General features: G+C 42.4%; 10 protein-coding genes. 7 read left to right on the top strand and 3 right to left on the bottom strand.

What is annotated here, in order from left to right:
• Positions 1 to 13 precede the first annotated feature (13 nt).
• The 3 genes from BMW61_RS15465 to BMW61_RS15455 all read right to left on the bottom strand — a co-directional run bounded on the left by BMW61_RS15465 (position 14) and on the right by BMW61_RS15455 (position 3716).
• Positions 14 to 1948 carry a PTS fructose transporter subunit IIABC gene (locus BMW61_RS15465; protein ID WP_091823723.1) on the bottom strand — a complete coding sequence of 645 codons (1935 nt, stop codon included), beginning with the start codon at positions 1946 to 1948 and terminating at the stop codon, positions 14 to 16.
• Positions 1949 to 2043: 95 nt separating this feature from the next.
• Complete coding sequence (pfkB, locus tag BMW61_RS15460; RefSeq protein WP_091823720.1) at positions 2044 to 2949, bottom strand: 1-phosphofructokinase; 906 nt, start codon at positions 2947 to 2949, stop codon at positions 2044 to 2046.
• A gap of 17 nt (positions 2950 to 2966) precedes the next feature.
• Positions 2967 to 3716 carry a DeoR/GlpR family DNA-binding transcription regulator gene (locus BMW61_RS15455; RefSeq protein ID WP_091823718.1) on the bottom strand — a complete coding sequence of 250 codons (750 nt, stop codon included), beginning with the start codon at positions 3714 to 3716 and terminating at the stop codon, positions 2967 to 2969.
• Between the two features lie 223 nt (positions 3717 to 3939).
• On the opposite strand from BMW61_RS15455, the gene BMW61_RS15450 reads away from it, so the two are divergent.
• The 7 genes from BMW61_RS15450 (at position 3940) to BMW61_RS15415 (ending at position 13342) form a co-directional block, all read left to right on the top strand.
• Positions 3940 to 4590 (top strand): HAD family hydrolase, encoded by a 651-nt coding sequence (locus BMW61_RS15450; RefSeq protein ID WP_091823715.1) that lies wholly within the window; start codon positions 3940 to 3942, stop codon positions 4588 to 4590.
• Between the two features lie 132 nt (positions 4591 to 4722).
• On the top strand, positions 4723 to 5322 hold the full coding sequence (fliY, locus tag BMW61_RS15445; protein WP_022761640.1) for a flagellar motor switch phosphatase FliY: 600 nt from the start codon (positions 4723 to 4725) through the stop codon (positions 5320 to 5322).
• A gap of 36 nt (positions 5323 to 5358) precedes the next feature.
• Positions 5359 to 6495 carry a DUF4317 domain-containing protein gene (locus BMW61_RS15440; protein ID WP_022761639.1) on the top strand — a complete coding sequence of 379 codons (1137 nt, stop codon included), beginning with the start codon at positions 5359 to 5361 and terminating at the stop codon, positions 6493 to 6495.
• Between the two features lie 180 nt (positions 6496 to 6675).
• On the top strand, positions 6676 to 8430 hold the full coding sequence (locus tag BMW61_RS15435) for an ABC transporter ATP-binding protein (protein ID WP_091823712.1): 1755 nt from the start codon (positions 6676 to 6678) through the stop codon (positions 8428 to 8430).
• Positions 8430 to 10370, top strand: coding sequence for an ABC transporter ATP-binding protein (locus tag BMW61_RS15430; protein WP_091823709.1), 1941 nt, complete (start codon positions 8430 to 8432; stop codon positions 10368 to 10370). The genes BMW61_RS15435 and BMW61_RS15430 overlap by 1 nt, the downstream gene beginning before the upstream one ends.
• A gap of 622 nt (positions 10371 to 10992) precedes the next feature.
• The gene (locus tag BMW61_RS15420; RefSeq protein ID WP_175475247.1) at positions 10993 to 12708 is read left to right on the top strand and encodes a lysozyme inhibitor LprI family protein; all 1716 of its coding nucleotides are present in this window, start codon (positions 10993 to 10995) and stop codon (positions 12706 to 12708) included.
• A 1-nt stretch (position 12709) separates the two neighbouring features.
• Entirely contained in the window at positions 12710 to 13342 is a 633-nt protein-coding gene (locus tag BMW61_RS15415; RefSeq protein WP_022761633.1) for a hypothetical protein, read from the top strand.
• Positions 13343 to 13474 lie beyond the last annotated feature (132 nt).

Here is a 13474-nt window from a genome sequence, read left to right as displayed (position 1 = left end):
GATAGAATGAAAATTACTTAGTTACGTCCTTCTTGAGGATTCCAAGCAGCACTGCTGATACTACTGAACCAACAAGGAGTGCTACAAGATACATTGCTACATTACCTACAACAGGGAATACGAAGATTCCGCCGTGAGGAGCCATAAGTGTGCACTTAAATGCCATTGAGAGAGCGCCTGCTACAGCTGAACCAACCATAAGGGAAGGAATAACGTGGAGCGGGTCAGCAGCTGCAAACGGGATAGCACCTTCTGTGATAAAGCAAAGACCCATGATGAAGTTAACGGGACCTGACTTTCTCTCGCCCTCTGTGAACTTGTTCTTGAAAATTAGTGTTGCAATTGCAATTGCGATAGGAGGAGTCATACCACCAACCATAACTGCTGCCATGATCATCCAACCTGTCTGATCTGACTGGCTTGCTGTTGCAAGTGCTGCTGTACCGAATACATAAGCTGCCTTGTTGAGCGGGCCACCCATATCTGTTGCCATCATACCTCCGAGTATTGCACCAAGGACTACGATAGAACCGCTGCTCATTCCGTTAAGAACGCCTGTGATCCATGCATTGAGGGCACCAACCAGAGGGTTGATAGCGCACATTACAAGACCGATTACCAGGATACCGCAGAGCGGGTAGATGAGAACGGGCTTGATACCTTCAAGTGCAGCCGGAAGACCATCGGTGATCTTTCTGATTGCAAGTACGATATAACCTGCTGCAAAACCTGCTACAAGAGCGCCAAGGAATGCTGAAGGAATATCACCGCCGGGAGCTGCAAATGTAGCGCCTGTACTTGCAAGAGCACCGCCCACGAAACCAACTGCAAGACCGGGACGATCCGCTATACTCTGAGCAATAAATCCTGCAAGGATAGGAAGCATAAATCCGAATGCTGTTCCACCGATTGATTTAAACCATGCAGCAACAGGAGTGTTGGAACCAAAGTTTGAAGGATCGAGTGAGTAGTCATCCAAAAGGAATGCAATCGCAATAAGGATACCACCGCCGATAACGAAGGGAAGCATGTGTGATACACCGTTCATAAGGTGCTTGTATGCTTTTCTTCCTGCGCTTTCGTTATCAAGAGAAGCGCTGCTTGTTACGGATCCTGAATGCTGATAAACGGGAGCGTCGCCCTTTACCGCACGTCCGATAAGATCTGAAGAGTGGTGGATTGCATCGGCTGTTGAAGCCTTGATAACCTTCTTACCGTTGAATCTGCCCATCTCAACATTTTTATCTGCTGCGATGATAATAACATCAGCGTCCTTGATCTCAGCATCTGTGAGCACATTCTTTGCACCGCCCGAACCATCTGTCTCAACCTTCATTGAAAGGCCCTGGTCCTTTGCTGCCTGCTCGAGAGCTTCAGCAGCCATATATGTGTGAGCGATACCTGTGGGACATGCTGTTACACCAAGAAGCTTAATTCCTGATGATGTGGGAGCCGGAGCAGCTGACTCAGCACCGGAACTCTTTTTATCACGTGCATCTTCCTGCTTATCAATGAGATCAATGAATTCTTCAGGTGTTTTTGCTTCAATAAGAGAGGATGTGAAAGTCTGATCCATGAGCATTGTCATGAGCTTTGACAGTACCTCGAGATGTGTGTCGGCAGCTCCGTCAGGTGCTGCGATCATGAACAGAAGCTTACTGGGCTGGCCGTCGAGTGACTTGTAATCTACTCCTGACGGAACAGTAATGGCAACAAGTCCTGCCTTGTTAGCTGCTGCTGTCTTTGCGTGCGGAACAGCGATCCCCATGCCTACCGCAGTTGAACCCTTTGCTTCTCTGGCAACAATCGCATCCTTGAATGCTGCCTTGTCATTAAGATTGCCTACTTTGTCGTGAAGCGCTACCATCAGGTCGATTGCGGTATTCTGATCCGCAGCGGTCTGATTTAAGCTTACCCCTTCTTTGCTTAAAAGATCTTTGATTTTCATGTTTCTCCCTTTCTATGCGTTAGCATCCTTGTTGGGGTTTTCCCCAATACATTTGTATTTATATTGACGAAACGTATTTACAGGTTTATCCCTGTTTATAATGTTTCGTAAATACTGTTAATCAGCTCGCCTGTTGCGAGATCGTCGGAAAAGGCTGTTGCGCTTCCGGCGGCGGTTCCCATGTTAAGGGCAACCTTGTAATCCTTTGTTTTCATATATCCTGCGACAAAACCGGCTACCATTGAATCACCGGCTCCTACGGAGTTTTTAACCTTTCCTTTCGGAACACCGACGCGGAATCTCTGTCCGTCCTCTGTTATAAGCATTGCGCCATCGCCGGCCATGGATATCAGAACGTTTCTTGCGCCCATTTCCTGGAGCTTTTTGGCATGTTCTTCAATTTCGTCATCTGTTTTAAGTACGGTTCCGAACATCTCACCCAGTTCATGGTTGTTGGGTTTAATAAGGAAAGGATGGTATTTAAGAACATTCATGAGAAGATCCTTTGTTGCATCAACCACGAAGGTGACTCCCTTATCCTTTAATCTGTCCAGAATGATTTCATATACATCGCTTGGAAGAGTGCTTGGAATGCTTCCCGCAAGGATTAGCATATCGCCTTCCTTAAGCGAATCGAGTTTGCAGAGAAGCTCGTAATAGGCTTCGTCTGTGATAACCGGACCCTGAGCATTTATTTCTGTTTCCTGCTCTGATTTGATTTTTACGTTAATTCTTGAAATTCCATCCTTTAGCGTAATGAAATCAGCTAGAATTCCTTTATTCTTGACACTTTCAACTATGGCCTCTCCTGTAAAACCTGCTACGAAGCCAAGAGCTGTGTTCTCGATTCCGAGATTCTTTAATATGGTGGAAACATTGATTCCTTTTCCTCCGAAAAAGCAGTCCTCGGAAACTGAACGGTTGGTCATTCCCGGATCCAGTGGCTTATCCATTCTGACAATATAGTCAATTGCAGGGTTAAAAGTTACGGTATATATCATTTGCTTCTCCTTCCTTTTCAGTTGATGGCCTTGATGATGGTCTGATCTTTATATTTTTTGTCAGGCTCCTCATCTGTAATGATGCAGCAGTTCCTTAGCTCAGAAAAAGTAACCGAGCTCACAACTCCGAATTTGGTGTGGTCTGCAAGAATGTAGGAGAGATAGGTGTGCTTTATTGCTTCGGCTTTAACAAGTGCTTCGTCCACATCGGGGGTGGTGAAACCCGCCTGAACCGAAATGCCGTTTGTTCCCATGAAGGCCTTTGTAAAATGGAATTTTTTCAGCGCTTCCACACAATCGGGACCGATGACTGCTTCAGTAACGGGCTTTATACGGCCTCCTATTATCATGGTGGAGAGTCCTCTTTCCAAAAGCCTCTTGGCATGAACAACGCCGTTTGTAATGTACTTCGCCTTTTTATTTGTTATGTGATCGATTAGATGAAGAGTAGTTGTACCTGAATCGATATAAACAAAATCGTTGTCCTGGATAAGTGAAGCAGCATATTCCGAAATGATGTCTTTTTCTTCGGTATTACGATGTGTTTTCTCGGCAACAGAGGGCTCTGTTGTGGTCACGTCCTTTTTATTTAAAACAGTGGCACCGCCGAAAACCTTAAGAATGCGGCGCTCCTCGTGAAGAGCATTCAGATCGCGCCTGATTGTAGCCGCTGAAGAATCAAGAGCATCTACAAGCTCCTGAACAGTTGCTGCTTTATGTTCTTCAATATAGGAAACAATTGCTGATCGTCTTTCCTCGGTTAACATATGCTAAGTCTCCTTGAAAATTGATGATGGAATGTACCATCTGAGAAAAGAATAACATCAAGAGTAATCAAAGTCAATCATATATAATCACAAATACTCATGATAAATAAACAAAAATAATCAAGAATGATTGTGAATAATCACAAAAAATCACTTATAAGAAGCCCCGGGAAATGGTATCATTATGAATAGCACTTTTTATAAATAGAAGCGGAGAAGGAAAATGGACATAAAGGCAGTATTATTCGACCTTGACGGAACACTCATCGATACGGAAAAGTACTATCAGATAGTGTGGCCTAAAACAATAGAGCATTTCGGATTTCACATGACAAGAGAACAGGCGCTGCAGCTTAGAAGTCTCGGGAGACCCTTTGCTCCCGAACAGTTCAAAAAGTGGTACGGCGATGATTTTGACTATCATGAAGCGCGCGCCTACAGGAAAATTCTCTTTGAGGAGCTGGCTGCGAAGGAAGGGATAAATCTTAAGCCCGGAGCCAGGGAAATTCTTCAGTTTCTTAAGGAGAGAAATATCCTTATCGCTACAGCAACCGCGACGGATGAGGAGAGAACCACCAGATATTTGAGCGAAGTCGGGCTTCTTTCTTATTTTGATAAGATATGCTGTGCCACCATGGTTAAAGAGGGAAAACCTAAGCCCGACATTTACCTGTATGCCTGTGAACAGGTTGGAGTACCCAAGGAAAACTGTATCGCTGTGGAGGATGCTCCAAACGGAGTAAGGTCAGCAGCTGCGGCAGGTATTAAAACCGTATACATTCCCGATCAGAATGATGACGAGGAAGAGGTAAAGGGACTTTATTATAAGAAAATGGAGTCACTTTATGAACTAAAAGACCTTATAAGTAAATAAAAAGGTTATAGAAAATTAAGAAATCACAGCCCCTTTCTTCCTTTACACAAAAAGTATGATGGCATAAAATAGTAGTATATCCGTGATATCTAGCGAAATGAAAAACTGATTATACAGAAGCGAGGGGTTCTTATGGATCAGGTACTTACAAACGAACAGATGGATACTTTAGGAGAAATTGCCAACATCAGTATGGGTAATTCCGCGACCACACTCAGCATGATGGTCAATAAAAAGGTGGATATAACCACACCGAATGTTTCCGTGATCAAGCGCAGCGAGACTCTCGATGATTATGAGAATACCTGCATTTTTGTTCAGATTCACTACGTTAAGGGACTGACCGGCAATAACGTTCTCATTCTCAAGGAGAATGATGTTAAGGTTATGACGGATCTTATGATGGGTGGAGACGGTACCAACACTAACTGTGAGATATCGGATCTTCATCTTTCCGCAGCTTCGGAGGCCATGAACCAGATGATGGGTGCTGCGGCTACGTCTCTTTCTATGATGCTCAGTGTTCCTACTGATATCAGTACTCCTGTTGTCAACAGAATAGATGTCGACAGTGTCAAGATTTTTGAAAAGAGTTTTGAAATCGAGTACGATAATTTCGTCAAGGTAGCTTTCAAGATGACTATCGAAAATCTCATTGATTCAGTTATGGTTCAGTTATATCCTGTTCAGTTTGCCCGCGAGATGTGCGATAAATTTATAGCAAAGGAATAGTGTACTTGAAATAAGCACACCGGTAAAACAGCTCAAATGAATAAAGCAGAAGTATTAGAAATAAGGAAACAATTTACACCCGACAGATGTACTATCGATCACATCTGCGGGTGTTATGTTGATGGCGAAAAATCAAAGCGCCTTGTATTTAAAAAAGCATTCGGAAGCATCCCCGATGAGGAGATGTTCAAGTATCTCGATATTTTCAAACACACACTTACAGGAGTATTCGGAAAAAGTCTTATAAATCTCGAATTCCCGCTTGACCAGGAAGAGCAGGGAGGAACTCAGGAGTTTTTACTGCGTCTTCGTGATTCCCATCTTGAGGATGACAGTCTTATTGATGAATTCTATGACAAGATTATTGCCAATCTTTTTATGGAAGAGAATTATTATATAATCCTCGTTCATGCTGTCTATGATATCCCCGGAATGACCAGAGACGGAATAGAGATGGAGGATGCATCGGAGAATATCTATGATTACATTCTCTGCAGCATCTGTCCGGTTAAGCTTTCCAAGGCAGGACTTGGCTATAATGAAAAGACCAACGAGATAGAGGACAGATACCGCGACTGGGTTGTGGATGCACCTTCCAAGGGCTTCCTTTTTCCTGCATTTATTGAGAGAAATGCGGACATCCACAACATGCTCTATTTTTCAAAAAAGCCCGAGGACCTTCAGCCCGAGTTTATTCAGGCACTTTTCGGAGGAAGGGCACCTATGTCTGCACCGGAGCAGAAGAACCTTTTCCAGGCGCTGGTTGAGGAGACAATCGGTGAAGAGGCTGACTATGATGTGATGAGAAACATCCATGAAAATTTGAACACGATGCTCGAGGATCACGAGGAGGATGAGGTTCATTTCGAACTTTCAAAGGAAGATGTAAAGCACCTTCTCTCAGATAGCGGTGTTCCCGAGGAGCGAATGGACTACTTTGATCACAACTATAAAGAAATAGTTGGAGAGCAGGAACAGCCGCTTCTTGTTACGAATATTGCCAACACCAGAAAGTTCGATATAGAAGCTCCCAATGTTGTTATCAAGGTTAAACCCGACAGAGCTGACCTTGTGGAATCCAGAATTATCGACGGCAGGCAGTGCCTTGTAATCGAGGTGGACGACCACATCGAAGTAAACGGGGTTAATGTACGCACTTTTATTAAGGAGTAAAGCCTTCCCCTTGGGGACGTCGGCTCAGCGCGGACCGAAGCGGAGCGAAGACAAGTGGCACGAAGTGCCGGATGAGGGGAAAATAAAAAAACTTACAAATTGTATACAATTTATGTTAAGAATGTCATATAATATATAGAACGCTTCGGCGTTCTAATTTTTTCAGAGGATGGTGAATAAATGGTAAAGAAAATTCTTGGGGAATTACATGAATTCAAACTGCCAAGTATACTTACACCCCTGTGTATGATAGGAGAGGTTATCTGCGAGATGATCATCCCCGTCCTCATGGGTAGGATAGTAGACCTTGGAATTAACGGCGCTGATATGAACTACATTATCAGAGTAGGTTTGATGATGATAGTTGTGGCAATTTTAGGATTGCTCGCAGGTATCGGCGGCGCCTTCTATGGATCAAGGGCATCCACGGGACTTGCAAGGAATTTGAGAAAGAGAATGTTTGATAACATCCAGACCTTCTCCTTTGCAAATATAGACAAGTTCTCATCATCAGGTCTGGTAACAAGACTTACCACCGATGTTACGAATATTCAGAATGCCTACATGATGATACTCAGAATGGCGATGAGAGCACCGGCATCGATGATAATTGCTCTTGTTATGTCATTTATTATCTGCCCCAGGCTTGCGCTGGTATACCTGGTTGCGGTTATCTGCCTTGGAGCTTTCATTATTTTCATCATGAGCAAAGCAACAAAGTATTTCAGAGAAGTATTTGAAAAATATGACAGACTAAATGAGAGCGTACAGGAGAATGTATCCGCAATCCGCGTAGTCAAGGCTTATGTTCGTGAGGAGTATGAAAACAGCAAGTTTAAGACAGCTGCTCTTAATATCTATGAAATGTTTGTAAGAGCAGAGAAAGTTGTTACATTAAACGGCCCTGTTATGACTGCAACGGTTTATGCATGCATCCTTCTTATAAGCTGGATGGGTGCTCATATGATCGTTTCAAATGAGCTCACTACCGGCGCGATGATGAGTCTTCTTACCTACTGCATGAATATACTGATGAGTCTCATGATGCTCTCAATGATATTTGTTATGGTGACAATGTCATCTGCCAGCGCAAAGCGTATTGCAGAAGTTATCGATGAGGAGACAAGTATCTCCAATCCCGATCAGCCTGTTATGGAGGTAAAGGACGGAAGCATCAGATTTGATCATGTTGATTTCGCATATAACACCGAGTCCGAAGAACCTGTACTTAAGGATATCAACCTTGAAATCAAGTCAGGAGAAACTATCGGAATAATCGGTGGAACCGGTTCTGCGAAGTCTTCACTTGTTAATCTTATAAGCCGTCTCTACGATGTTGAAAAAGGAAGCGTAAGTGTAGGCGGAATCGATGTAAGAAAATACGATATGGAAGTTCTTAGAAATCAGGTTTCCGTTGTTTTACAGAAAAACGTGTTGTTTAGCGGAACCATTTATGAGAACCTCCGCTGGGGAGACAAAGAAGCAACTGATGAAGAAGTAAGGAGAGCCTGCGCATTGGCCTGTGCCGATGAGTTTATAGAAAAAATGCCCGAGGGTTATGATACCTTTATCGAGCAGGGCGGAACCAATGTTTCAGGTGGACAGAGACAGCGACTTTGTATTGCAAGAGCGCTTCTTAAAAAGCCCAAGATACTTATTCTGGATGACTCCACCAGTGCTGTTGATACCGCAACAGATGCGAAGATAAGAAAGGCCTTTGCCGAGGAAATCCCGAATACCACAAAGCTTATTATTGCTCAGAGAATATCCAGTGTTCAGGACTGTGACCGCATTATAGTTATGGATGATGGTAAGGTTGACGGCTTCGGAACACACGAAGAACTCCTTGCAAATAACACGATTTACCGCGAGGTTTATGAATCTCAGGTTGGTTCCAGCGGCGACGCTGATTTCGATGAAGGAGGGGATAACTGATGGCAGAAGAAAAAGTTAAAGAGATACGAGGCCCCGGAAATCGTCATATGAGAGGCGGCCCGAAACCAAAGATAAAAAATCCCGGCAAGCTTTTCATGAGGCTTATGTCGTATGTATTTAAAGACTATGGAATTCACATGGTACTTGTTGTAATCTGTATCATTCTTTCCGTTATAGCGAGCGTTCAGGGAACGATGTTTACAAAAACCTTGATCGATACTTATATCACACCGCTCATAGGGCAGGCGAACCCCGATTACGGTCCCCTTGCAAAGGCAATCGGAAATGTGATCATTTTCTATGCAATTGGTGTTGTTGCAGCTTTTGTTCAGGCGAGACTTATGATTTATGTGGGACAGGGAACCCTTCGAAATCTTCGAATCGAACTGTTTAACCACATGGAATCTCTTCCGATAAAGTACTTTGATACTCACGCTCACGGTGACATAATGTCAATCTACACCAATGACATTGACACACTCAGACAGATGATTTCCATGAGTATTCCGCAGCTTTTAAACAGTGCGATCACTATTGTCAGCGTGTTTATTTCAATGATTGTATTAAGTGTTCCGCTTACGATTGTGACACTTATAATGGTTGCACTTATGATTTTTCTGTCTGCAAAAGCAACCGGAGCATCAGGTAAGAATTTCGTTGCACAGCAGCAAAATCTTGGCGCGCTAAACGGCTACATCGAGGAGATGATGACAGGACAGAAGGTTATCAAGGTGTTCTGTCATGAAGAGGATACTATAAAGAGATTTGATGAGCTCAATGAGGAGCTTTACCAAAGTGCCTACAAGGCAAATGCTTACTCAGGCATCCTTGGACCGATAAATGCACAGCTCGGAAACTTAAGCTACGTTGTATGTGCGATCGTAGGTGGTGCAATAGCTCTTAATCAGTATCTTGGCTTTACAGTAGGAGGACTTGCAAGTTTCCTTACATTTAACAAGAGCTTTTCAATGCCCATTAACCAGGTGTCCATGCAGTTTAACAGTATTATCATGGCACTTGCAGGAGCTGAGCGTATTTTCAATCTTCTTGATGAACAGTCAGAGACAGATGATGGCTATGTAATGCTTGTTAATGCCAAGGAAGAAAACGGACAGATTGTTGAATCTAAGGAATTTACAGGACGCTGGGCATGGAAGCACTATCACAAGGCTGAGGGTACAACAACCTTCCAGCCCATGGAAGGCGATGTTACCTTCAATGATGTTGACTTCGGCTACACTGACGATAAGATGGTTCTTCACAACATCCTTCTTCATGCAAAACCGGGACAGAAGGTTGCACTCGTTGGTTCTACCGGTGCAGGAAAGACCACAATTACAAATCTGATAAACCGTTTCTATGATATTCAGGACGGTAAGATCAGATATGATAACATCAACATCAACAAGATTAAGAAGCCGGATCTTAGAAAGTCACTTGGAATGGTTCTTCAGGATACTCACCTGTTTACGGGAACTGTTGCAGAGAACATCCGCTACGGTAAGCTCGATGCGACTGATGAAGAGGTTAAGGCAGCAGCCAAGCTTGCCAATGCACACAGCTTCATCAAGAGACTTCCCGAGGGCTACAATACAATGCTTACAGGCGACGGAGCAAATCTTTCACAAGGTCAGCGCCAGCTCCTTGCCATCGCAAGAGCAGCAATTGCCAATCCGCCTGTACTTATCCTTGACGAGGCTACAAGCTCCATCGATACCCGTACAGAGAAAATTGTTCAGGATGGTATGGACAAGCTGATGCATGGTCGTACAACCTTCGTAATTGCCCACAGATTGTCCACTGTTAAGAACTCAGACTGTATCGTAGTTCTTGAGCAGGGCCGCATCGTGGAGATGGGTACTCACGACGAACTGCTTGAACTTAAGCAGAGATACTACCAGCTGTATACAGGTAATAAACCTGAAATGGTTACCGCATAATATAATTTAGATATGAAGATGGCCGAGCAGTTTTTGCTCGGCTGTTTTTATATGCTAGCAATTATTAGCAATAAAATAAGGATAAAGGTAAAGTTTTGTTGTATGCCAGAAGGGAGAAAGAAGGCCCATGAGGGTCAAATGAAGGCCAATGAAAAGGGAAACAACAAAAAGAGAAGAGATATATTAATTTGTTGCATGAGAGAGGAAGAATTTACAACAAAACAAGACGTGATATAAAGATTTGTTGTATGCAAAGAAAGGATAGACAACAAAAGAAGATGTAACGCAATGATTTATTGTTTGCTAAAGAGTAGGCATACAATAAAGTGAGAAGGAAAGTAGAGATTTGTTGCATAGAGAAAAATGAGGAACAATAAAATGAGAAGAAATACAGAGATTTGTTGCATATAAAGAAATTGCTAACAACAAATCAAAAAGCAAAAATGATATTTGTTGCATGGCATAAGATTATCTATCAATAGCATAATTATTTATGATATGAAAAAGGCTACATATGAAAAAGGGCTACCAAAGTGGCTAAAAAGCTGATATATTGAAGAACAGTATGAAAAAAATATAAGGGCTTATGGCTTGGAAATAATAGATTGGGAGGATGAGAAAATTGAGAAGATTTACAAAACTATTTGTTATCTTGGGGATAAGTACTCTTATTGCAGGTTGCACTCCTACAGCACAGGATGGAAGTGTGACAATTTCTGAGGGTGGTGAGACAGCAAGCACTGCGGATGATCAAAATGATAGTGCAAATAATGAGCAGGATGGAGATAGCGATAGCGTAGCCAATACTGATAATGCAGACATATCTGAAAATACTGAAAGCAGCGACGATTCGATAAATGATGGAGCTGAAGAAAACAATAATTCTGACAATAGCTCAGATGATAAAAATAGCGAAAACTTACAGAGAGATGACACCACTGAAGATAATATCAAATCTCAAAATGCTGAATCCGATCTCTACGACGCTTTTCTTGTAGGCGACAGCACCCTTAGTTTCGATTACTACATGAATAATGTGTTCCAGGATTCCGAGTATCGTTCTTATGTGGATGATATTATTTCCTATGTTCCCACAGACAGGGAATACACGCTGAGTGAACTTAGAAATACACTCCAGGGTATTCTCAATAATGATGCGTATTACTTTGCTGGCGGCGACATTGAAACAATGGAGTATGCCTTCATCGATTGCGGAGCAGATGATGTAAGAGAGATGGCCCTGAAAATGGTAGGACCCTTTGTGGAACCCGGAAGCGAACTGACTTTGGTAATAAAAGAGCTTGAAGGAAAACTTCAGGTTATCTATGCATTTGCATCCTGGTCCAGAAGTCAGACAGATATCTATGAATACGGCATTATATCCGGAGGAGGAAGTAACGGAGCATCCAACCATGGATGGGATGAAGCTTATATTAATGCTGACGGAAAATATCAGTTTGGCTACTACGAAGAGCAGGAAATGGACTTCGAGATGTTTGCAAACTACAAAGACCATGCCAATTTTGACTTATCAGATATTGAGGGAAGCATGACTATCTATAATCTTCAGCTTGAGGAATGGAGCAAAGATAAAAAGATAGAGCAGTATTATTCCTTTGAAGTCTATGATAATGAGACCTATGAAACCATGAACATTCCGAATCTCTATACCGACAGCAAATACAAAGATGTTGTGGATTCCTTCAAGGATTGTAAGTTTGTATCAATGGATGAACTCTATAAAATTGAGGCGGATAAAATGGAATCCATCGGTGTTACAGATAAAATCAAGAACGGAAAAATGCCGACCTATAGCAACATAAATCTTTATATGCTTGATAGTAATACTTCAGGGGAGACTGATAATAAGAAAGCGGAAACAGATAACAAGTCTTCAGAGACTATTGTAGATGATGGCACTCTTCAGTCAGAGCTTGCAAAGGTTGAAGCAAAGTATCAGGAATACGAAAACCTCGATTGGGCAGCGATGCCTCAGCAGCCGGCGAATGTGACTACATATGAGATGTATACCCTTTGGGATGAAGAGCTTAACTCTCTTTGGAGCAGACTCATCGAAAAGGTAACTCCCGAGGAAAAAGAGGAACTTCTTAATGATCAGCGCGCATGGATAAAGCGCAAGGAAGCAGCTGTTAAGGAAGCGGGAAACGAAGCACTCGGCGGAACCCTCCAGCCCCAGCTTGAAAACGGTACAGCCTGCGTCTATACAAGAAAGAGAACCTACTATCTTGCAACTGTTCTTGCAAAGGCACTCGGCGAGGACTTTGAGATTCCGAGTGAAGTTGAAAAGAGCTATTCAGACGTAGATACGGAACAATAAAATGAAGAAACGAATAATTATAATTTTTAGTGTTGTTATAATCATCTTTATTGGCGTGTTTGCTAAATGGAGTATCGAAGAAAAAAATAAAGCCACATACAAGTCCCGCCATGAAAAATTTGCATCACAGTATTTTTATGAAATTGACAGAGACACAGGTGAACTGGTTATTTCTAAGCCTGCTGTTATCGAAGTGATAAAGAACTGGGATAAATATGGATGCAGATATATCTACTCATTTGCTGATCCGGAAGTCGGATCTAATGAAGAAATGATGAGATGCTTACATTCGGAAGATAATCCTGATGAATGGGGATTATCTGTTGTTGATGCTTTTTACATAATGCTTGCTGAAGATGAATTTAAACGGTCAGCTGAACTTATAGAGTTAGACTATGATTCCAAAATCAGCATGATAGAGCTAAAGAGATCCTACACGATAAAAGATATTAACGATGCGATGGAAGTGTTTGTGCTCGGAGCGGAAAACGCTAGTGTGAACAACCAATATAAAAGTATTATGGATGTACCATACGATTTACAAAATGCGTGTATTTTTGCGATGGACAAATCGACATTTACGGCAAAGGAAATGATAATCTGCTGGAGCATGGCTATTACAGCTAATTCATAATAAAATTATATCATTTATCATTTGGGGAGCATGTTGTACAATCGTTATTCGAGGGGAACAAAAAGTTGTTTTATTTGGGAAATGTTTCAGGTTCACATGTAGAGCGTCTTCCATCAGGAAGACTGACAGCAA

Source organism: Butyrivibrio sp. ob235, assembly GCF_900109475.1.
Taxonomy (GTDB): domain Bacteria; phylum Bacillota; class Clostridia; order Lachnospirales; family Lachnospiraceae; genus Butyrivibrio.
This window is presented reverse-complemented; position numbering and strand designations above follow the sequence as displayed.

Excerpts from the sequence above, each read along its gene's own strand:
- BMW61_RS15430 (WP_091823709.1), top strand. The coding sequence starts at position 8,430 with ATGGCAGAAGAAAAAGTTAAAGAGATACGAGGCCCCGGAAATCGTCAT.
- BMW61_RS15450 (WP_091823715.1), top strand. The coding sequence starts at position 3,940 with ATGGACATAAAGGCAGTATTATTCGACCTTGACGGAACACTCATCGAT.
- BMW61_RS15440 (WP_022761639.1), top strand. The coding sequence starts at position 5,359 with ATGAATAAAGCAGAAGTATTAGAAATAAGGAAACAATTTACACCCGAC.
- BMW61_RS15415 (WP_022761633.1), top strand. The coding sequence starts at position 12,710 with ATGAAGAAACGAATAATTATAATTTTTAGTGTTGTTATAATCATCTTT.
- BMW61_RS15455 (WP_091823718.1), bottom strand. The coding sequence starts at position 3,716 with ATGTTAACCGAGGAAAGACGATCAGCAATTGTTTCCTATATTGAAGAA.
- fliY (WP_022761640.1), top strand. The coding sequence starts at position 4,723 with ATGGATCAGGTACTTACAAACGAACAGATGGATACTTTAGGAGAAATT.
- pfkB (WP_091823720.1), bottom strand. The coding sequence starts at position 2,949 with ATGATATATACCGTAACTTTTAACCCTGCAATTGACTATATTGTCAGA.
- BMW61_RS15435 (WP_091823712.1), top strand. The coding sequence starts at position 6,676 with ATGGTAAAGAAAATTCTTGGGGAATTACATGAATTCAAACTGCCAAGT.
- BMW61_RS15465 (WP_091823723.1), bottom strand. The coding sequence starts at position 1,948 with ATGAAAATCAAAGATCTTTTAAGCAAAGAAGGGGTAAGCTTAAATCAG.